This window comes from Sorangium sp. So ce124, from assembly GCF_051525235.1.
GTDB classification, from domain to species: Bacteria; Myxococcota_A; Polyangia; order Polyangiales; family Polyangiaceae; genus Sorangium; species Sorangium atrum.
Genome location: NZ_CP150312.1, coordinates 233,262 through 252,647 on the forward strand (window position 1 = coordinate 233,262; position 19,386 = coordinate 252,647).

The window sequence follows — 19,386 nt, forward strand, 5'->3', positions numbered from 1 at the left end:
AATTCCGCTCAGGGAGCGGGCGAACCTCAACCCCGGTCGGGATCTGGTCGGCGGCTAAGTGAGATGAATTACGTTGGTGGTTGAGCCGCAACCCCGGTCGGAGAGCGGCTGAACCTCAACCCCAGTCCGGATCTGAACCTCAACCCCGGTCGGGATCTGGTCGGTGGCGTAGTGAGGTGGATTACGCTGAGCTCAACCCCGGTCGGGGATCGGGGATGCCGGCTAACCCAACCCCGGTCGGGTCGAACCGCCAACCCAACCCCGTTGCTCGCCCTTTCCGTTTCGTGGTGTGCTGAGACGCATGGTCGCCTCGAAGCTCGTCGCGGTCCTCTCCACATGCACCCTCGCGCTGGCCGCCGCCGCGATGGGAGGCTGTACCGCCTCGGACGGTGATCCGGAGCAAAAGGCAGACTGCTCACCGCAGGGACAGAACCAGTTCCTGTTCGAGCTGATGAAGGACGCCTATCTCTGGTACGACACCGTACCCGACGTGGACTACCGGGCGTACCCCTCGCCCGAGGCGCTGCTCGTGGATCTCGTCACCGAGCCGCGAGACCGCTGGAGCTACATCTCGAGCAAGAGCGTCGACGACGCGTTTTTCCGGGAAGGACAGACCCTCGGGTTCGGCATGCGGTGGAGCTTCGACCAGGAGAACAGCCTCCGGCTCGCGATGATCCAGCCGGGCTCGCCTGCCGGAGAGGCCGGCCTCCGGCGGGGCGACGCGGTGGTGGCGATCAACGGGATCGACGTCGAGCAGGTCGTGAGCGACGACCTCTGGGAGGAGCTCGCAGGCCCCGACGAGGAAGGATACGAGATGTCGCTCACGATCGAGCGCGCGGACGCCGAGCCCTTCACGGTCGCGCTCCAGAAAGCGTGGTATGGCATCACCACGGTCGTGAGCCCGCGTGTCGTGCAGGCAGGGTCCGCGACCGTCGGATATCTCATGCTCACCACCTTCATCGAGCCTTCGGTGAGCGAGCTCGACAGCGCCTTCGCGCTGTTCAGGGAGAGCCAGGTCGACGAGCTCGTGCTCGACCTGCGCTACAACGGAGGTGGGCGCCTCTCCGTCGAGAGGCACCTCGCGAGCCTGATCCACCGGCCGGCGGAGGCCGGCGCGCTGCTCGACATCACCGCGCACAACGACAGGCACGTCGACTGGGACAAGCGGGAGACGTTCGAGGACCTCGACCAGCCGCCGCTCCCCCTGTCCCGGCTGGTCGTCATCACGTCCGGCGGGACGGCCTCCGCGAGCGAGACGCTGATCAACAGCCTGCGCGCCTACATGGACGTGAAGATCGTCGGCTCGACCACGCACGGCAAACCCGTCGGAATGTACGGCTGGGACAACTGCGACATGGTCGTGCACCCGATCGCGTTCCGGGTGCTCAACGCGAAGGAAGAGGGCGACTTCTACGATGGCTTCCCCCCCGACTGCGCCGCCGACGACACGCTCAGCGCAGAGCTCGGCGACGCGGGCGAGACGTGCCTCGCCGAGGCCCTGCACCTGCTGGAGCACGGCGAGTGCTCGACCGCGGCGCAGCCGGACGGGGCGGGCGAGCGCCGCGCCTCGCCGCCGCGGGAGATCCCGTGGCGCGGCCTCCGGCGCGAGGTCGGCGCGCTCTGACGCGCGGCCGCGCCGGCCAAGCGCGGCGCGGTGCGGTCGAACGCGCCGGCGGCGCCCCGGCGCGAAACACCGCCGCTCCCGGCTTGACACGCTGAGCGGCTTGACGGAGATTCCTCCGCCATAGCGGAGACTGGGCCGCGGCCAGGAGGGAATGTCATGAGCCTGCAACTCGGAAGCATCGCGCCTGATTTCGAGCAAGAGTCCACGCACGGGACCATCCGATTCCACGAGTGGGCCGGGAGTTCGTGGGTGATCCTGTTCTCGCACCCGAAGGATTTCACCCCGGTCTGCACGACCGAGCTCGGCGCGGTCGCCAACCTCAAGGCGGAGTTCGACAAGCGCGGCGTGAAGCCCATCGCGCTCAGCGTCGACGACGTCGACTCGCACAAGCGCTGGTCCGTGGATATCGAGGAGACACAGCGCACGAAGCTGAACTACCCGATCCTCGCCGACGTGGACCGGAAGGTGTCGGGCCTTTACGGCATGATCCACCCGCAGGCGAGCGACACGCTCACGGTGCGCTCGGTGTTCGTCATCGATCCGAACAAGAAGATCCGCGCGACGTTCACGTACCCGGCGAGCACGGGGCGCAACTTCGACGAGATCCTGCGCCTCATCGACTCGCTCCAGCTCACGGACAGCCACTCCGTGGCGACGCCCGCGAACTGGAAGGACGGCGATGAGGTGGTGATCGTCCCCTCGCTCCAGGACCCCGCGGTCCTCGCGCAGAAGTTCCCCAAGGGCTACAACGCCGTCCGCCCGTACCTGCGCCTCACCCCGCAGCCCAACCGCTGATGCTGCGTGGCGCCGCCCGAGCGCGGCGAGGCGTCGACGCGTCCACGCGGCGCCTCGCCGCGCTCGCCCTGGTGCTGCCGGCGGCGTGTTCGCGCGCGCCCGCGCCGGAGGCGCTCGGGGCGAGCGGCGGCGGGCCGAAGCCGGCGGCGCGCGCCGCCGGCGCCGGCTGGAAGCTCGTCCACCACGAGACCTTCGATGCGCCGTTCCAGGAGCCCGCGGCGTGGACCGAGGATCGGTATGGCGACGAGAGCCCCTATCACGTCGACGTCTTCGACGAAGATGGTGAGTTCTTCTCCGCGCGGGGCGGCGAGGTGTTCCGGGAAGGGCTGCGGAGGTTCCGATCGTTCCGGAAGTCCTTCACGTACGGCGAGGGCGGCTGGCTCACGGTCGAGCTGTATGGCCGCGACAGCGACCGCGATGGCGTCCCCGAGACGGGCGGCCGCTTCGAGGCGGTGGGCGGCAAGGCGAGGCTCGTCTCCACCCGCCATTACGACGGCGCGATCCTCCGCTCTACCGCGCCGCTGCCAGCGCGGTACCGCGTGGAGGTGACGGTCTCGAACATCGACTTCGGCGGCCTGCGCGAGGGCAGCTGGACGCACGGGGGCAAGACCAACGGCTACGACGGGGACGAGCTGGCCGACCCGTGGCGGTTCAGCGATCGCAGCACCGCGCCGCGGTCGGCGACATTCGATAATGGTGTTTACTTTCTCTGCATCACCGATTATCCGCGGCCGGCCCCTCACAACAACGTCTTCATCCATCACCACCGGAAGGTCGTGATGGACACCGACAGCAACTTCGGAGAGGACGGCCCCTGGTCGGCGGTCTGGAACCCCTCGACCGGCCGGGCCGAGCAGGATGGATCACGCTATGTGAGCATGATCTGGCTCCGCGGCGATGCGTTCGGGAGCCCGTGGACCGGAAATGGGTTCACGTCGTACACCGCGGCCGGGTGGAAGGACGGCCCCATCTTCGTGGACAAGTACCTCGAGAGGGAGGCTTATGTATTCACCGTCGAGCGGGACGGCCGGGGCTATGCGATGTCCGCGGCGGGCAGGTTCCACCACGGCGGCAGCACGACGTACGCCGCGCGGAGGGACTTCCGCGAGCCGCCGGTGACGTGGCACTACAACCAGCGCCCCGACGAGATCGAGGCGGAGCGCCACAACGAGACGGTCGATTTCGGCGAGACCTTCGAGACCTGGCCGGCGGGGTCGGCCTACCCGGATCACTTCTTCTTTGGTGATCCGCACATCAACTATTACGAGGGCACCGCCGAGTTCGACGACGTGAAGCTCTACCTGCCGGACGACGGGTAGCGCCTGCTCCGGCGGGCGGCGCTGGCCGGGCGGGGCTCCGGCGGCGGCGGTCTCACCCGGACGATCCGGCCCGGAGCCTCCGGTCGAGCGCGTTCACTTGGGCGTGCACCCCAGCGAGAGCGTCAGGAGCGGTCCCGGTGTGCAGGAGTCCAGGCCGAGCCGGAGGTCGGCCACCAGGTGATCGAGCGCCAGAAGGGGCGCCGGCGCCTCGGCGTACCCGTAGAGGTGCGACGTCTCGAGACCGTCGCGGCGCAGGTGCACCGACGTTGCGCCGCCGTCGGCGCAGTCAGGGCAGCCGTAGCGGTCGTCGAGGGCGACGCCCGAGAGCGCATCCTCGATCTCGTCGAGCTTTCGCGCGCCTTCGTCCGTCAGCGTCGCCAGGTTCGAGCGGGGACAGCCCTGGTTGTGCGTGCAGGCCTTGAGCGAGAGCTCGGCGCCGTCGCGGGAGATCGTCGTGATGCACTCGCCGGAGCAGAGCCCGAAGGAGTATTTCGTGGAGAGCCAGATCCCCTCGGCGTCGGGCGAAGCGCCGAGCGACTGTTGCCCCGGTGCCGGCTCCTCCTCGGAGCCGAGAGCGCAGCCGGCGGCGAACGGGAAGCTAGCGATCAGCGCAAGGACCTTGAAGAGCGTGTTCGGTTTCATGCCAGCACCAGACGGCAACCCGTGTGCCACGAGCCAGGGCGCCGCACGTGGCTCCGGTGCAGGCAGCGTCCTGCGGCCGGGCAGAACAAGGCTGCACGCCCGCCCGGCTGCTCGCGAAGGCGACCTCGCCAAAAAGCGACAGGCGGCCTGGCTCAGCCTACTGGCATCGATGTCAGACTTCGCACTTTTTGCGAGCGAAGCGGTGCTGATCCCACGGCAGCTCGATGCGTTCGCCGGCAGGCGTCTCCACGGTGACCGGCGCTGCGCCGAGCGCGGCGACGACGTGCATCTCTTCCTCACCCGTGTTCACGATCTGGTGCGGGACGCCCGCCGGTACGATGAGCGTCGAACCCGGGCCGAACGTGAGCGCCACTCCATCGATCTCGCATGTCCCGGAGCCGCGGAGGACGACGATCACCTCCTCACATGCGTGCCGGTGACGCGGAGTTTGCGCGCCCGGCGCAACGGTCTGCATCCACACCTCGAGCGTCCGGAGGCCGTCGCGAGGGCCGGCGAGGGTCTGGTGGGCGAGCCCGGGCAGGCTGAGCTTCTCGATCGAGGCGATGTTCAGGACAGTCATGGCTTGATCCTCCACGGCAGCGTCGGGCGCGGGTCTGCCCATCGCGACAGGCCGTCGCGACAGGCCGCCCTGCTCGCTGGATACGGCAGCCCTCCGCCGCCGTTTCGCTGACCGATCAGAAATGTCGATGGGGTTCCGGGAGCCATACGCGGGCGATGCCGCCCCGATCCGATGTCGTCGCGCCGCGCGCCGACGTCGGCTCAGCCGCCCGCGGCCGCGACGATGTCGCGCACGAGCGCAACCAGCTCGTCCGGCTGCGACAGGAACGGAGAGTGGCCCGCGTCGAGGCGCCGCACGTCCCTCGCGCGCCGCGACATCGCCTCCTGCGCGAACAGCGGGATGGCGTTGTCGCGCTCGCAGATCACGTACGTGGAGGGCAGCTCCTGCCAGGCCGCGGCCCCCAGCGGCTCCGTGAAGGACGCCCTGGACTGGGGCCGCAGCGCCGTTGCCGCGGCGGCTGCGACCTCGTCGCTGCAGTCGTTGTAGAAGATGTCGCGCGCGCGGTCGGGCATCATCGTCCGGCCATCCGTGGAGGTGATCCACCACGGCGGCTCCTGGCCTCCGATCGCCGAGAGCAGGGATTCCCCCGGGCCGAGCATGAACGCGCACAGGTAGACGAGGTGGGCGACGTTGCCCGCGCGGGCCGCCACCTCCGTGACCGGCAATCCCCCGTAGGAGTGCGCGACCACGACGGCCTCGCCTGGCGCCTCGGCCAGCGCCGCCCGCACCGCCTCCGCGTCCGCCGCGAGGCTCCCCGGCTCGCCGGCGGCGGGCCCGACGCTCGGCAGCTCTGGCACCCGGACGTCGAGCCCGCCGGCGAGCAGACGGCACGCGACCTGGGACCAGCAGGACGGGCCGTGCCAGGCGCCGTGGACGAGTACGACCGATGAGATCTTCCGCATGTGCTCCTCTCCTCCGCAGCTCACGGCGGGACCGAAGGACGCTATCCGACCCCCTCGAGCGACACCAGCGCGCGTCGCGCCCAGCGCTGAGCCCGCTGCCCCAGCGCCTCCTCCGGCCCCCGCGCGCCGAAGCCCGCCATGCCGCGGGAATCCCGCGGCGCCGCGCCGCACCCGAGGCGCGCCCTCGACCGCGGCGCGGGATGGATGTATACCATTAATCGGAACGTCATTCCGAATAGTGGAACGTGTATGGAGCGATCCGGGACGGTCGACAAGGCGGTGCGCGCCCTCGAGGCGCTGCGCGAGGGGGGCGGCAGCGCTTCGCTCTCGGAGCTCGCGGAGCGGCTCCGCATGCCGAAGGCGACCCTGCACCGGCTGCTCGCGTCGCTCGCCGTGCACGCGCTGGTGGAGCAGGACGGGGAGGGGCGTTACCGGCTCGGCGTCGGCCTCATCCGGCTCGGGCTCGGGGCGCAGGGGCTCGACGCGGTCGCGCGCGTCGCGAGGCCCGAGCTGGAGCAGGCGGCGCGCGCCTTCGGCGAGACGTTCTTCCTCGTCGCCGCGCGCGCCGGCAGGCTCGTCGTGCTCGACAAGGCGGAGGGCACGGGGCTCCTTCGCGCGGCGCCCACCGTCGGGGCCGAGGTGCCGGTCGACGTCACCGCGAGCGGGCGGCTCTACCTCGCGCACGCGCCGGAGCTCGTGGGCGCCTCGGGCGCGGACCCCGCCGTGCTCCGCGCCGCGCGGCGCGCGGCGAAGCGCGGCTACGACGTCAACGAGGGGGAGTGGATCGACGGGCTGACCGTCATCGCGGCCCCGGTGCTCGCGCGAGGCGGCCTGCACGGCTGCGTCGCCTGCGCCGCGGCCGCCCAGAGCCTGCGCGGCGATCGTCGTGACGCCGCGGTGAGTCACACACGCGACGCCGCCGAGCGGGTCGCGCGCGCCCTCCAGGGCGAGGGCAGGAGGTGAACGGCATGAAGACATGGATCGATGGACGGATCGTCGACGCTGCGGACGCGACCGTGAACGTGACCGATCACGGGTTGCTCTACGGCGACGGCGTGTTCGAGGGCATGCGCGTCGCTGCGGGGCGCGTCTTCCGGATCGAGCGCCACCTCGCGCGGCTCGAGATCGGCGCGAGGGCGCTCGGCATCGCGCTCCCGCGCTCGCTCGACGGGCTCCGCGCCATCGTCGAGGAGACCGCGCGCGCGCACGGCCAGCCCGAGGCCTACGTGCGCCTCGTGGTGACGCGCGGCGTGGGCCCGCTCGGCGTCGACCCGACGACCTGCGAGCGGCCGGGGCTGTTCTGCATCGTGGGGGCCATCCGCCTCTTCGACGACGAGCAGCGGCGGCGCGGCCTCGAGCTCATCACGTCGAGCCACAGGAGGCCCAACGCGGACGCGCTCGACATGCGGATCAAGAGCCTGAACTACCTCGGCTCCGCGCTCGCGAAGCTCGAGGCGAGGCAGCGCGGCGCCGACGACGCGCTGCTCCTGAACGCGCGGGGCCACATCGCCGAGGCCTCCGTGGCCAACGTGTTCGCGCTCCGCGGCGACGTGCTCGCGACGCCGCCGGCCACCGACGGCTGCCTCGAGGGCATCAACCGCGCGGCCGTCATGGATCTCGCGCGCGACATCGGGCTCACGGTCGTGGAGCGCTCGATCGGGCGGCTCGACGTCTTCGCCGCCGACGAGGCGTTCCTGACGGGCACCGGCGCCGGCGTGATCGCCATCCGGAGCCTCGACGGGCGCACCATCGGCCGCGGCGAGCGCGGCCCCGTCACGGCCCGCCTGACCTCGCTCCACCGGCAGCTCGCCGAGACCGAGGGCACCCCGTTCATCGCCGCGCCCGGCGGCCCGGGTTGAACGGCGGCGCGAGTTAACCGGTTCATCCATTCGTCACTCGGCACGTCGGCTCGCCCCCGCTCCCGCGAGACCTGGTCGCCGCGCGGGAGAGCGCGTCAGCTGTCGCGGGCGACCTCCGCGAAGACGCCGCGCAGCCAGATGTGCGCCGGGTCCTTCGCGTGCCGCTCGTGCCACACCTGATCCACGGAGAACCCGCCGAGCTCCACGGGCGGCTTCATGACGTGCAGCTCCTCCATCTCCGCGAACACGCGCGCGATGCGCGCCGGCACGGTCAGCACGAGGTCGGTCTGGGCCACGATGTGGGCCGCCACCAGGAAGTGCGGGATCTGCAGCGCCACGCGGCGCGAGAGCCCTCGTTCGGCGAGGACCTCGTCGACCCGGCCTCCGCCCTCGCCGCGCGGGCTGATGAGCGCGTGCGGCAAGCTCGTGTACGTCTTGAGCGTGAGCTTGCCCCGCACCGCGGGGTGGCTCCTCCGCACGACGCACATGTAGCGCTCCTCGATGAGCCTTTGCCGGTAAAACCCCGCGGGCAAGGTGGGGAGCAGGCCGATCGCGAGATCGACCTTGCCGGTCTCCATGGAGCTCCACATCTCGCTGTCGTAGGGGCGCGCGACGAGGTCGATGAAGGGCGCCTCGGAGACGAGCTTCTGCACGAGCCGCGGCAGCAGGATGAGCTCCACGTAATCGACCGTGGCGACGGTGAACGAGCGGCGCGCCGTCGCGGGCTCGAAGCGAGGGCTGCGCGCGACCGTCGCCTCGATCTTGGCGAGCGCCTCGCGGATGGGGCCGATGAGCTCCTGCGCGCGCGGCGTCGGGATCATCCCCCGCGGCGTGCGCACCAGGACGGGATCGTCGATCAACACGCGGAGGCGACCGAGGGCGTGGCTCATCGCCGACTGGCTCAGCCCGACGCGCGCCGCCGCGCGCGTGACGCTCCCCTCCGCCAGCAGGGCGTCGAGGACGACGAGCAGGTTCAGGTCGATCGAAGCAAGATGCACGGGATGCATGGGGCCCATGCTACTAATGAGTTGGAAGCGCGCCATCGGCCGACCTAAACGTTGGCCATTGAACCGGCACGGTCACTGATCTCACCGAGAGAGGTGAGGGGATGCCGCCGGTCTTCGCACCCATGTCCGCTTCGATCTCCCGAGCGCCCGCGGAGCCGGGCACACGGCTCCTCCTCGCGCCCGCTCCGCCCGCCGTCATGGCGATACCCGGCGATGCCGCAGGCCGATCAGCCGGAGAATGTCGTCTCGTGATCCTGCTTGTAAAGGTTCGTTAAGAAGTCAGATTTGTGCTGCGAACGTTTGTGAACGTTGCCATGTCTGGTCCGGTCCGCTAAGTAATCGCCGCCTGAGATCGCCTGTGGCGCGATCCCCGTAGGGGGTCGTATCGAGGCGGAGCGGCCCGAGCGCGCTTGTCGCATGGAGCGCGCGAGGACCGGGCCTCGAGCCTCCGGCGTGCCTCCAACGCCGCGCGGATGGCCTGGATCGGCCATCTCGCCCGCAGCGCCGGCGCCTCGTCGGCCGCCGGCCGTCGGCGTATCGCCAGGTCGGTTTCACCTGTGTTTCCACGGCGCTGCCGCCGGACGGCGCGCCGCATCCATGAACGCCGTGGTTCGGAATCGGTGTCGAACAACAGTAACAGGAAGAGAGCGCGTCATGCCAAGTCCGAGATTGAGTTCCTTGATCCTCGCTCCCATCGTCTCTGTTTCCCTCCTCGCCTCGTGCGCGCCCTCCGCGCCGGAGGGCGAGGGCGAGGTGGAGACCGTCGGCGCCGCGTCGAGCGCGCTCACGGCTCAGCAGCGGCTCGCGGCTTGCGACCAGGATCCTCGCGTGATCGCCGGGCTCGTCACGAGGGAGATCTGCGCGGGCGCCGATATCTTCTTTCGCGAGACCTTCGAGGGCAACGGCCGCTCCTGCGGGACGTGCCATCCTGTCGGAAACAACTTCACGATTGACATCCCCTTCATCGACGCTCTGCTCGAGGAGAACCCCCTCGACCCGCTGTTCGTCTTCGAGCAGGACCCGGATCTGACCGATCTCGAGACGCCCGAGCTGAAGACGCTCGGCCTGATCCGCGAGAACATCGATGGCTTCGACGATCTCGACAACAAGTTCTCGATGCGCGCGGTCCCCCACACGCTCTCGCTGGCGACGAGCATCACGCCGGATCCGGTGGACGGGATAGGGAGCCCGCCGGTCCATCGCACGGGCTGGTCGGGCGACGGCGCCCCGGGCACCGGCTCGCTGCGCGAGTTCCTCACCGGGGCGATCACGCAGCACTACCCGACGGATCTCGGCCGCGTGCCGGGGGTGGCCTTCCGGCTCCCGACGGCGCAGGAGCTCGATCTGACGCTCGCCTTCCAGATGAGCCTGGGCCGGACGAACGAGCTCAACCTCACGCAGGTGAACCTCGCCGATCCCGAGGCGAACGAGGGGCGGCAGGCGTTCCTCGACCCGGCGCGGGGCCGCTGCAACGTGTGCCACGCGAACGCGGGCGCGAACCACCTGGACACGGGGCGCAACCGCAACCTGGACACGGGCACCCGGAAGGCCCCCGCGACCGGCACGATCGGCGCGTTCGACGGCGGCTTCGGCGGCAGCGGGCTGGCCTCGCCCAACATCGATGTCCTGGACATCGGCTTTCTCAACGGGTTCGGCGACGGCACGTTCAGCACCCCGCCCCTCATCGAGGCCGTGGACACGCCGCCGTTCTTCCACACGAACGCCTTCGGGAACCAGATCGAGGGCGCGGTGGCGTTCTACCTGTCGAACTTCTTCAAGGACTCGCCGGCCGGCCTGGAGCTCGAGGCGCGGTTCGGCAGCCCCATCCAGTTCCCCGACACCGACATCAACAAGATCGGGCGGTTCCTCCGCGTGCTGAACGCGGCGTTCAACCTCGACATCGCGAAGCAGCGCCTGAACGCCGCCCAGGTGCTCGTCCAGCAGTTCCACGACACGCGCGCCGACGTCCAGCGGCGCCTGATGGAGCTGGCCGAGGCCGAGATCGACGACGCGCTGGAGGTCCTCGACGCCGGCGGCACGCCGCTGCACCCCGTCTCCACGGATCGCCTCCAGCTGGCGAAGACCGAGATCGCGGCGGGCCTCTCGGCGGCGACCTGGTCGCAGCGCCAGGGCCGGATCTCGAACGCGATCTCGCGCGTCCAGAACGCGCGCGATCAGTTCGGATCGAACATCAACTTCCAGCTCGGCAAGGGCAACCTGATGTACTAGCGGAGCGCCAGGAGCCCTGTCAGGGCGCTGGCCCAGCGGTCCGGACAACAGGCGGGCCGCGCCCCGGGGTTCGTGTCCCCGCCGCTGGCGAACGCCGCACAAATCGGTAGCTTACGGGCCCCGGCATGGCCGGTATGCCAGGTGCCCTGCGCTGATGTTGTCCGGTTCACGTCCTGATGTCGGTTCCCTCGCTTCGCCTGAAACAGGGCGCTCCCGCGAGGGCGGCTCTCTCCTGCTGCGGCTCCTCGGGCTGAGCTGGGCGTACCGGGGGCGCGTCCTCCGTGTCCTCGGCTACCAGATCGTCCTGCTCTCGCTGGGGCTCGCCGGGCTCGGCCTGACCGGGCTCGCCATCGATATCCTCCGCCATCGGCTCGATCCGTCGAACCGCCTCCCCGATCTGCCGGCCGGCCTCGGCCGGCTGGTTGACGCCGAGCGTGAGCCCATGCGCGCGGTCCTCTCGATCGGCGCTGCTATCCTCGCCATGGCGGCCGCGCGCGCGGTGATCAACTACGGTTACGCGCTCTCGGTGGGCCACCTCGTCCACATGGAGATCGTCCCGGATCTCCGGGCGCGGGTGTACGACAAGCTCCAGCGGCTGAGCTTCCGGTTCTTCGACGCCAACAAGAGCGGCTCGCTCATCAACCGCGTCACCGGCGACGTGCAGCTCGTGCGCTCCTTCGTGGACGGGGTGCTGCTCCCGAGCGTCATCATGGTCCTGTCGCTCGGCGTGTACGTCGCGTACATGCTCCGCGCGCACGCCCTCCTCACGCTCGCGTGCCTCGCCCCGACGCCGCTCCTCTGGATCACGAGCACGCTCTTCGCCCGGTGGGCGCAGCCCGCCTACCTGCGCAACCGGGAGCTCGTGGACCGCATGGTCCTGAGCTTCACGGAGGGGCTGCAGGGCATCCAGGTCATCAAGGGGCTCGGGCGAGAGCGCGAGGCCCATCGCCGCTTCGACGAGCGCAGCCGCGAGGTGCGCGAGCAGCAGCAGGAGACCTTCCGGACGGTCAGCGTCCTCAGCCCGACCATCGATCTGCTCGGGCAGATCAACCTCGTCATCCTGCTCGGCATGGGCGGGCTGCTCGTCACGCGCGACCGGATGACGCTCGGGCAGCTCGTGGTGTTCGCCGGCATCCTGCAGCAGTTCTCGGGGCAGATTGCGAGCATGGCGACGATCGTCAACACAGCGCAGCAGAGCCTCATCGGGGCGAAGCGCGTCTTCGAGGTGCTCGACACCCCCGTCGAGATCACGAGCCCCGAGGCGCCGGCGCGCCCTGCCCGGGTGGAGGGGCGCCTCGTGTTCGAGCGCGTCACGTTCGGGTACGATCCCGAGCGGCCCGTCCTCCACGACGTCCACCTCGACGTCGCGCCGGGGCAGTTCGTCGCCGTGATCGGCCCGACCGGCGCGGGCAAGAGCACGCTGCTCAGCCTGATCCCGCGCTTCTACGATCCGACGTCGGGGCGCGTCCTCCTCGACGGCATCGACCTCCGGCGCCACGACCTCGACCACATCCGCCGGCGCATGGGGGTCGTCTTTCAGGACAACTTCCTCTTCAGCAACACGGTGGCGGCGAACATCGCGTTCGGCGCCCCGCACGCGACGCGCGAGCAGATCGAGCGCGCCGCCGTCATCGCCTGCGCCGACGAGTTCATCCGGGAGCTGCCCGAGGGCTACGACACCGAGCTCGGCGAGGCGGCGGCCAACCTCTCGGGCGGCCAGCGGCAGCGGCTGGCCATCGCGCGCGCCGTGCTGCTCGACCCGCCGCTGCTCCTGCTCGACGACCCGACCGCGGCGGTGGACGCGAGCACCGAGCGCGAGATCCTCGATGCGATCCTCAGCGCGACGCGGGGGCGGACGACGATCATGGCGACGCACAGGGCGCACCTGCTCCGCCGCGCGCACCAGGTGATCGTGCTCGACCGGGGCCGCATCGCCGAGCGGGGGACCCACGAGGAGCTGCTCCGGCGGCGCGGCCACTACGCGAGCGCCCTCGCGCTGCACGACGCCCACGCCTCCGGGGCGCGGGCGGACGACACCCCCTCGCGCCGCGCCGCCGCGGGCGCGCGCCCCGCCGAGGACCCGGCGTGAGCCGCGGAGTCGACGCGCCGAGCCGCCCCGCGACGACGTCGGGGGCGGCCCGCTCCGCGGCCGAGGCTGCGCCGATCGACGTGCGCCTCGGCCTCACGCGCGTGGCGCTCGACGACGAGCGGGACCAGCACCACCGCACGCTCGATCTCGGGCTCGTGCGGCGGGTGTTCGCCTTCACCCGCCCGTACGCGCGCAAGCGGAACGCGCTCTTCGCCCTCGTGGTGGTGAGATCGATCCAGCTCCCGATCCTGACGTGGGCGGTCGGCGCCATCATCAGCGGCCCCGTGGCCCGGCGCGACGCGCGCGCGACGCTGCTCGCCGTCCTCGGCTTTGCGGCGCTCGTCCTCTTCACCGAGATCGTCTTCCACTACCGCGCGCGGCTCGCGCTCGAGCTCGGCGAGGCGGTGGTGTTCGACATGCGCGATCGGCTGGAGAGCCACCTCCTGCGCATGCCGATGCGCTTCTTCGTGAAGACGAAGGTGGGGCGCCTCATCGGCCGCATGACGTCCGACATCGACGCGATCCGGGTGGCGGTGCAGGACGTCGTGTTCGTGAGCACGGTGAACCTCGGCACCATGGCGGTCGCGATGGCGCTGATGGCCCACGCGCACTGGCAGCTCTTCCTCGTGGTGGTCGCGATGGTCCCCGTCTTCTGGGGGCTGATCGTCTATTTCCACAAGCGCCTCGGGGCAGCCCACCAGCGCGCGCAGGAGAGCTTCACCCGCGTGACCGCGACGCTCGCCGAGTCGGTCACGGGGGTGCGCGTGACGCAGGGCTTCGTGCGGCAGGACATCAACGGCGGGCTGTTCCGCGCGCTGATCTTCGATCACTCCCGCTACAACATGGATGCGGCGCGCCACTCGGCGGCGTTCCTTCCGCTCCTCGAGTTCAACGGGCAGCTGTTCCTGGCCGTCCTCGTGGTCGTCGGCGGCTATCAGGCCCTCCACGGCGCGATCGAGCTGCGCGTGCTCGTGGAGTTCTTCTTCCTCGCGAACCTCCTGTTCAACCCGATCCCCGTCCTGGGCAACCAGTACAACCAGGCCCTCACGGCGATGGCGGGGGCCGAACGGCTCTTCCGCGTGCTCGACACGGCGCCCGACTGGCCCGACGAGCGCGGCCTCCCGGCGCTGCCCCCGGTGCGCGGCCGGGTCGTGTTCGAGGGGGTCCACTTCGCCTACGATCCGGGCAAGCCGGTGCTCCACGGCGTCGATCTCGTCGCCGAGCCGGGGCAGATGATCGCGCTGGTCGGGCACACGGGCAGCGGCAAGACGTCGATCCTGAACCTGCTCGCGAAGCTCTACCTGCCGACGGCGGGGTCGGTCACCGTCGACGGCCACGATCTCGCGGCGACCTCGTCCGCCTCGCTGCGGGCGCAGCTCGGGCTGGTGCTGCAGAGCAACTTCCTCTTCAGCGGGACGGTGCTCGACAACGTGCGCCTCGGCAACCCCGCCGCGACGGACGCCGAGATCCGCGACGCGGCGCGGGGCCTCGACGTGCTCGACATGCTCGACGCGCTGCCGGACGGCCTGCGCACCGAGGTCGGCGAGCGCGGGACGGCGCTGTCGCTCGGGCAGCGGCAGATCGTGTGCTTCCTGCGCGCCATGGTCGCCAATCCGCGCATCGTGCTGCTCGACGAGGCGACGAGCGCCGTGGACGCGCTCACCGAGGCCCGGCTGCAGGCGGCGCTCGGGAGGCTCTTGAGAGGGCGAACGAGCTTCGTGGTGGCCCACCGGCTGAGCACGATCCGGCATGCCGATCGCGTCGTCGTGCTCGACCACGGGCGGGTCGTCGAGCAGGGGACGCACGCCGAGCTGCTCGCGCGGGGAGGCGCGTTTGCGGCGCTCCACCGGGAGCTCATCCAGGAGGGGCCGGCCCCCGTGGAGGGGGCACGCGGCGTCAGACGGTCAGGCGACCTCTAGACGGACGGGGACGTTGTTGCGGGTGGCGTTCGAGTAGGGGCAAACCTGGTGCGCCTTCTCGACCAGCTGCTCGGCTTGCGACCGCTCCAGGCCCGGCAGCGCGATCCGAAGGCCGATGTCGAGGCCAAACCCGCCCTCGGAGCGCGGGCCGATGCCGACGCTCGCCGTCACGGTGGCCTCGGCCGGGATCCGGGCCTTCTCCTGAGCGGCCACGAACTTGAGGGCGCCCAGGAAGCAAGCCGCGTAACCCGCCGCGAACAGCTGCTCCGGGTTGTTCCCCTCGCCGCCGGCGCCGCCGAGCTCCTTCGGCGTCGAGAGCTTGACCTTGAGAGCACCGTCGGCAGTGGCAGCGTGGCCATCGCGGCCGCCATGGGCCGTGGCTTGCGTCGTGTACTTCACGTCAACAGGCATCGGAGCGTTCCTTTCGTGGCGATGGGCCCGGTCACGGGCAGATCGTTCCCGCCGGGCACGGCCCGACCGGACAGCGCCGTTCGGGTACGCTCCCATAGTGCCCACTTTCCTCCCGGGCAACCGCGGGAGGAGACGCTACCCGGAAATCACGCCAGGCATCGACCGCGCGGCGTCATCCGCTTGTAATCGGCTTGCAGTCCGCTGGCGGCTCACGGACCAGCCCAGGTGTAGTCCAGCGCGGAGAGGTCGGGCGCCCCGACCGGTATCTCCCCGGTGAAGCCGAGCGTGACGAGCTCGAGGCGGTTGCCGAATGGATCGTTGAAATAGAGCGACGCCTGGCCCGGCGGTCCGAGCCGCGTGGGGCCGTACGTCGGCACCGAAGCCGCGTTCAAGCGCTCCTTCCACGCAAGCAGCTTCCCGGGCGCGACCCAGAGCGCGCAGTGCGGATGATCCGCCTTGCGGGGCGGCTGCCCGATCGGCGACTCGAAGAGGTCGAGCCGCGGCCCCCCAGCGAATACCACGGAGAGGTGGACCCCCCGCGCGATCTCGTCCGCAGGCCGCCCCATCCGCTCGAGGAACGGGACGTCGACGCGCATCATCAGGCGCGCGCCGAGCAGCCCGACATAGAACCGCTCCGCCACCCGGAGATCCGAGCACGGCACGGTGAGGTGATCGACAGCGCGCAGCTTGCCGCCCCACGGCGGAAGCAGGCGATACGCAAGGTGCGACCAGGCGAAGAACAGACGCATCCCCACGCCTATCGCCTTTCGCTGGACCCGGGCGGCGAGCGGCGCGGCGGTGAGCTCCAAGGACATCATGCATTTCCTCCATGCGATGGGAGTCAATCAATCAGTTGATTGACAATACGCGACGGCGGCCGGACGGTCAAGGCGCGCGCCGCGGGCGCTTGCTGGGACCGGAGGAAATCTGTAGCTTTGCGCGGGCTTGGCGAAGATGAGAAGCGCCGCCGCGGGCGGCAAGACCTCGTCCACGGAGCTCGGTGCAGCGCGGCGGCGCGACCTGCTCGAGGCGGCGTATACGCTCATCGCCGAGAAGGGCCTCGAGGGGCTGCGGACGCGCGACATCGCGGCGGGCGCAGGGGTCAATATCTCGACGCTGCACTACTATTTCGGGACGAAGGACGAGCTCCTCGCGGCCATCGTCACGCACGTGACGGACAAATTCGTGGAGGCGCAGCGCCGCCCGGCAGGCCAGGGCGCCGCGGGCCCGGCGGACGCGCGCGCGATCCTGAGAGCGCACCTCGAGAGCGCATGGCGCACCTTCCAGGACAATCCGCACCTCGCGGCCGTGCTGCAAGAGCTCTCCGTGCGCGCGCAGCGCGACCCGGCGGCGCAGGCGGCGCTCCGCGCCGTCCACAAGGAGTGGAACCTCGCTGTCGAGCACCTCGTGCGGCAAGGCGTGCGCGGCGGACAGCTGCGCTCCGATCTGGATCCTCGCTCCGCGGCCCGCGTGGTCACGTCGTTCATCATCGGCGCCATGACCCAGCTCGGGATCGACTCCGAAGCGTTCGACTTTCACCTCGTCTCGGACGAGCTCGATCGATGGCTCGTGCCCGCGGACGGCAAGCGGGCGCGCAGCCGCGGGTGAGCGGCGCGACAGCCGTCGAGCGGCGCAGAGGCGCTCCCCGCCACGTCCCGTCAGCTCATCAGCTCAAGCGCGCGTCGATGCGCGCGCCCGGTCGGCTCACCGCGGGCCCTTGGCGCCGCAGTGGGAGAGCGCGTAACGCAAGGCGCTCTGGAGCACGCTGAAGGTCTTGAACCCGCCATCCGCCGCGCCGAGCTCCGTCATCGTCCGCGCGATCTCGGGCGAGATCCCGGAGACGAGGCAGCTGCTGCCGAGGAGGTTCGCCGCGCGCACCACGGCGAGGAGGTGAGCCACGGTCGCGGCGTCCACCGCGCTCACGCCGGTCAGGTCGAGGATGGCGAAGCGCGCGCTCGTCCGCACGATCTCGGTGAGCAGCCGCTCCATGATGTCGTTCGCCCGCCCGGTCTCCACGGTCCCGATGATCGGCAGCACGAGGACCCCTTCCCACGCCTGGATGATGGGCGTGGACATGGCGCGCATCGTCTCCTGCTGCTGTCGCATCAGCGCCTCGGCGCGCTCGCGCTCGGCGTTCTCCGCCGCGAGCAGGCGGTTCTTCTCCTCGAGCTCCTCCGCGTGGATCGCCCGGCGCTGGAGCGCCTCCCTGAGCTCGGCCTCCAGCTGCTTGAAGGGCGTGATGTCCCTGATCGTGATCGCGACACCGTCGCTCAGCGGGATGACCTGATGCTGGAACCACCGATCCTTGTGCGATGGACTGTCGCTCAGCTCCTCCTCGAGGAGCCGCTCGCCGGTCCGAGCGACGCGCGCGTACTTGTCCAGCTGCTGGCGCGCGGCGGGCGAGAGCTCGCTGAGCCGCTTGCCGACGATCTCCTCGCGGGGCATCGACATCCCCGCGAGGGCCCTCTGGTTGGCGTCGGTGATCACGAAATCCACGAGTGTCCCGGCCTCGTCGAGCGCGCTCCGGAGCACGAAGAAGGCGTCCAGGCTCCCTTCGACCGCCGCCCGGAACCGGGACTCGGCCTCGATCAGCGACTCCTCCGCGCGCTTGCGATCGGTGATATCACGAGCGACGAAATAGACGAGCTCCTCCTCCGGGTGAACCGACGAGTTCCACTCGATCCATCGGTAAGAGCCGTCGCGACACCGGTAGCGGTTCGTGAACGTCACGCTGCCGCTGCCGCCGAACACCTGCGCCGACTCGGCCAGCGTGCGCTCTCGATCGTCGGGGTGCACGAAGTCGATGAACGGCGTCGACAAGAGCTCTTCGCGCGAGAACCCGAGCGTGCGCTCCCACGCCTGGCCAACCCGCTTGAAATGCCCGTCAAAACCGGCGGTGCCGATCAGATCCACGGACATCTCGAAAAAGCGGCCCAGCTCGTCCGTTTGCCACGCTTGTTTCATGGTAAATTCCACCGCTATCAGATCCGGCGTCCACGATCGAGCCTCTGGCGCGACGCGAGGCCCAGCGCTGCGGACGAGCCTGCCAACGGTCGGAGGGAGCGCGCTGGGCGACCGCGCTCCCGGTCAGCCTCACTCGACGCTGAAGGAGAGAGCCCCTTGATGAAGCAGATTGCCATGCTGGTTTCCCCGGACTTCACGGCGCTCGAGATGCCGCGCTCGCCCGACGCGGCCGGTCAGCTCGCGCGGAAGGCGCTGTAGAGCTGGTCGCGCCACGCGATCAGGTCGTCGTAGCGATCGCGCAGGTCGGGGTCGGAGAAGCACCGGCGGCTGGCGGCGCCGAGCTTCAGCTGGGCGGGCGGCGCGACGTTCACGAGGACCTGGCTCATCGCGATATCCGCGAATGTGAAGCGGCCGAGGAGCGTCCGCGGCGCGTCTCCGGACGGCGCCGCCCGCGCGAGCGTCTCGCGGATCTCCTCCAGCACGGCGACCTGCGTTTGCCTGTGCGCCTCGCCGTCGGCTTTGTCGCCTTCGTACTTGCGGAGGGTGCGGGCGACCCCCAGCGCTCCCAGCCGCGAGGCGAGGGGGCGGAGTGCGCGGCGGATCGGCCTCGGCGCCATCTCGGCGAGCGCCTCGTCGTCGGCCAGCATGCGCCTCAGCGCGCGGGCGCGCCCGGCGGCGAGGCCGCGCTCCGATAGATCGATGAGCCGCGCGATGTCGGCCTCGTGCTCGACAGGGAACAGGGTCGGTCCCGCGCCGCGCCCGTCCGCCCAGCGCGCGATGTCGGCCGAGTCCCCGAGCACGCGCCCGTCGTCGGTGGTGAGCACAGGCACCGAGACACGGCCTGTGAGCCGGCGGAGCTTCACCCGGAGCGCGGGCTCACCGACGAGCGGCTGGTAGTGGCGGAAGGTGTAGGGGACGCGCCGGACGTCGAGGGCCCAGCGGGCCTTCTCGGTCCACGGGGAGAAAACGAGGCCAAGTAGCTCGGTCATGTCGCCGGCAGACTACCACACTGGCGCGCGCCTCCGGCCGAGCGCTTGCGGGCGGAG

Annotated in this window: 17 protein-coding genes; 9 read left to right on the forward strand and 8 right to left on the reverse strand. The window is 70.6% G+C overall.

Features of this window, described 5'->3' with window-relative positions; genetic code table 11:
• Positions 1-301: 301 nt before the first annotated feature.
• From WMF19_RS00905 to WMF19_RS00915, 3 genes are all read left to right on the forward strand, one after another.
• A complete protein-coding gene (locus WMF19_RS00905; RefSeq protein WP_437897338.1) occupies positions 302-1,624 on the forward strand; it encodes a S41 family peptidase in 1,323 nt (440 codons plus the stop codon).
• A gap of 156 nt (positions 1,625-1,780) precedes the next feature.
• Positions 1,781-2,419, forward strand: coding sequence for a peroxiredoxin (locus WMF19_RS00910; protein WP_272097229.1), 639 nt, complete (start codon positions 1,781-1,783; stop codon positions 2,417-2,419).
• The gene (locus WMF19_RS00915; protein ID WP_437897340.1) at positions 2,419-3,738 is read left to right on the forward strand and encodes a hypothetical protein; all 1,320 of its coding nucleotides are present in this window, start codon (positions 2,419-2,421) and stop codon (positions 3,736-3,738) included. Before WMF19_RS00910 ends, WMF19_RS00915 begins: the two co-directional genes overlap by 1 nt.
• Positions 3,739-3,831: 93 nt before the next feature.
• Here WMF19_RS00915 and WMF19_RS00920 read toward each other — a convergent pair whose 3' ends face one another.
• The 3 genes from WMF19_RS00920 to WMF19_RS00930 form a co-directional block, all read right to left on the reverse strand.
• A complete protein-coding gene (locus WMF19_RS00920) occupies positions 3,832-4,380 on the reverse strand; it encodes a hypothetical protein (RefSeq protein ID WP_437897342.1) in 549 nt (182 codons plus the stop codon).
• 172 nt (positions 4,381-4,552) lie between these two features.
• On the reverse strand, positions 4,553-4,960 hold the full coding sequence (locus WMF19_RS00925; protein WP_437897343.1) for a cupin domain-containing protein: 408 nt from the start codon (positions 4,958-4,960) through the stop codon (positions 4,553-4,555).
• 200 nt (positions 4,961-5,160) lie between these two features.
• On the reverse strand, positions 5,161-5,862 hold the full coding sequence (locus WMF19_RS00930; RefSeq protein ID WP_437897344.1) for an alpha/beta hydrolase: 702 nt from the start codon (positions 5,860-5,862) through the stop codon (positions 5,161-5,163).
• 249 nt (positions 5,863-6,111) lie between these two features.
• On the opposite strand from WMF19_RS00930, the gene WMF19_RS00935 reads away from it, so the two are divergent.
• Both WMF19_RS00935 and ilvE read left to right on the forward strand, forming a co-directional pair.
• Positions 6,112-6,825 carry an IclR family transcriptional regulator gene (locus WMF19_RS00935; RefSeq protein ID WP_437897345.1) on the forward strand — a complete coding sequence of 238 codons (714 nt, stop codon included), beginning with the start codon at positions 6,112-6,114 and terminating at the stop codon, positions 6,823-6,825.
• A 5-nt stretch (positions 6,826-6,830) separates the two neighbouring features.
• The gene (gene ilvE, locus WMF19_RS00940) at positions 6,831-7,721 is read left to right on the forward strand and encodes a branched-chain-amino-acid transaminase (protein ID WP_437327021.1); all 891 of its coding nucleotides are present in this window, start codon (positions 6,831-6,833) and stop codon (positions 7,719-7,721) included.
• Positions 7,722-7,816: 95 nt separating this feature from the next.
• Here the strand turns inward: ilvE and WMF19_RS00945 are convergent, their stop codons facing one another.
• A complete protein-coding gene (locus tag WMF19_RS00945; protein WP_437897346.1) occupies positions 7,817-8,728 on the reverse strand; it encodes a LysR family transcriptional regulator in 912 nt (303 codons plus the stop codon).
• Positions 8,729-9,406: 678 nt separating this feature from the next.
• On the opposite strand from WMF19_RS00945, the gene WMF19_RS00950 reads away from it, so the two are divergent.
• The 3 genes from WMF19_RS00950 (at position 9,407) to WMF19_RS00960 (ending at position 14,965) form a co-directional block, all read left to right on the forward strand.
• Complete coding sequence (locus WMF19_RS00950; RefSeq protein WP_437897347.1) at positions 9,407-10,957, forward strand: hypothetical protein; 1,551 nt, start codon at positions 9,407-9,409, stop codon at positions 10,955-10,957.
• Positions 10,958-11,111: 154 nt separating this feature from the next.
• The gene (locus tag WMF19_RS00955) at positions 11,112-13,046 is read left to right on the forward strand and encodes an ABC transporter ATP-binding protein (RefSeq protein WP_437897348.1); all 1,935 of its coding nucleotides are present in this window, start codon (positions 11,112-11,114) and stop codon (positions 13,044-13,046) included.
• On the forward strand, positions 13,043-14,965 hold the full coding sequence (locus WMF19_RS00960) for an ABC transporter ATP-binding protein (RefSeq protein WP_437897349.1): 1,923 nt from the start codon (positions 13,043-13,045) through the stop codon (positions 14,963-14,965). Before WMF19_RS00955 ends, WMF19_RS00960 begins: the two co-directional genes overlap by 4 nt.
• On the opposite strand, the gene WMF19_RS00965 is transcribed toward WMF19_RS00960, so the two are convergent.
• Both WMF19_RS00965 and WMF19_RS00970 read right to left on the reverse strand, forming a co-directional pair.
• Entirely contained in the window at positions 14,951-15,376 is a 426-nt protein-coding gene (locus WMF19_RS00965; protein WP_272097241.1) for an organic hydroperoxide resistance protein, read from the reverse strand. The genes WMF19_RS00960 and WMF19_RS00965 overlap by 15 nt on opposite strands.
• 209 nt (positions 15,377-15,585) lie before the next feature.
• Positions 15,586-16,194, reverse strand: coding sequence for a VOC family protein (locus WMF19_RS00970; protein ID WP_437897350.1), 609 nt, complete (start codon positions 16,192-16,194; stop codon positions 15,586-15,588).
• Between the two features lie 136 nt (positions 16,195-16,330).
• Here WMF19_RS00970 and WMF19_RS00975 point away from each other — a divergent pair, with 136 nt between their 5' ends.
• Entirely contained in the window at positions 16,331-16,984 is a 654-nt protein-coding gene (locus WMF19_RS00975; protein ID WP_437901778.1) for a TetR/AcrR family transcriptional regulator, read from the forward strand.
• A 96-nt stretch (positions 16,985-17,080) separates the two neighbouring features.
• Here the strand turns inward: WMF19_RS00975 and WMF19_RS00980 are convergent, their stop codons facing one another.
• Positions 17,081-18,340 carry a PAS domain S-box protein gene (locus tag WMF19_RS00980; protein ID WP_437897351.1) on the reverse strand — a complete coding sequence of 420 codons (1,260 nt, stop codon included), beginning with the start codon at positions 18,338-18,340 and terminating at the stop codon, positions 17,081-17,083.
• 233 nt (positions 18,341-18,573) lie between these two features.
• The gene (locus WMF19_RS00985) at positions 18,574-19,329 is read right to left on the reverse strand and encodes a glutathione S-transferase N-terminal domain-containing protein (RefSeq protein WP_437897352.1); all 756 of its coding nucleotides are present in this window, start codon (positions 19,327-19,329) and stop codon (positions 18,574-18,576) included.
• Between the last annotated feature and the right edge of the window lie 57 nt (positions 19,330-19,386).

Bases quoted from the DNA above. Each gene is read 5' to 3' on its own strand.
- WMF19_RS00985 (WP_437897352.1), bottom strand. From the start codon at position 19,329: ATGACCGAGCTACTTGGCCTCGTTTTCTCCCCGTGGACCGAGAAGGCC.
- WMF19_RS00975 (WP_437901778.1), top strand. From the start codon at position 16,331: ATGAGAAGCGCCGCCGCGGGCGGCAAGACCTCGTCCACGGAGCTCGGT.
- WMF19_RS00980 (WP_437897351.1), bottom strand. From the start codon at position 18,340: ATGAAACAAGCGTGGCAAACGGACGAGCTGGGCCGCTTTTTCGAGATG.
- WMF19_RS00955 (WP_437897348.1), top strand. From the start codon at position 11,112: ATGTTGTCCGGTTCACGTCCTGATGTCGGTTCCCTCGCTTCGCCTGAA.
- WMF19_RS00915 (WP_437897340.1), top strand. From the start codon at position 2,419: ATGCTGCGTGGCGCCGCCCGAGCGCGGCGAGGCGTCGACGCGTCCACG.
- ilvE (WP_437327021.1), top strand. From the start codon at position 6,831: ATGAAGACATGGATCGATGGACGGATCGTCGACGCTGCGGACGCGACC.
- WMF19_RS00930 (WP_437897344.1), bottom strand. From the start codon at position 5,862: ATGCGGAAGATCTCATCGGTCGTACTCGTCCACGGCGCCTGGCACGGC.
- WMF19_RS00920 (WP_437897342.1), bottom strand. From the start codon at position 4,380: ATGAAACCGAACACGCTCTTCAAGGTCCTTGCGCTGATCGCTAGCTTC.
- WMF19_RS00970 (WP_437897350.1), bottom strand. From the start codon at position 16,194: ATGATGTCCTTGGAGCTCACCGCCGCGCCGCTCGCCGCCCGGGTCCAG.
- WMF19_RS00935 (WP_437897345.1), top strand. From the start codon at position 6,112: ATGGAGCGATCCGGGACGGTCGACAAGGCGGTGCGCGCCCTCGAGGCG.
- WMF19_RS00925 (WP_437897343.1), bottom strand. From the start codon at position 4,960: ATGACTGTCCTGAACATCGCCTCGATCGAGAAGCTCAGCCTGCCCGGG.
- WMF19_RS00910 (WP_272097229.1), top strand. From the start codon at position 1,781: ATGAGCCTGCAACTCGGAAGCATCGCGCCTGATTTCGAGCAAGAGTCC.
- WMF19_RS00965 (WP_272097241.1), bottom strand. From the start codon at position 15,376: ATGCCTGTTGACGTGAAGTACACGACGCAAGCCACGGCCCATGGCGGC.
- WMF19_RS00905 (WP_437897338.1), top strand. From the start codon at position 302: ATGGTCGCCTCGAAGCTCGTCGCGGTCCTCTCCACATGCACCCTCGCG.
- WMF19_RS00945 (WP_437897346.1), bottom strand. From the start codon at position 8,728: ATGCATCCCGTGCATCTTGCTTCGATCGACCTGAACCTGCTCGTCGTC.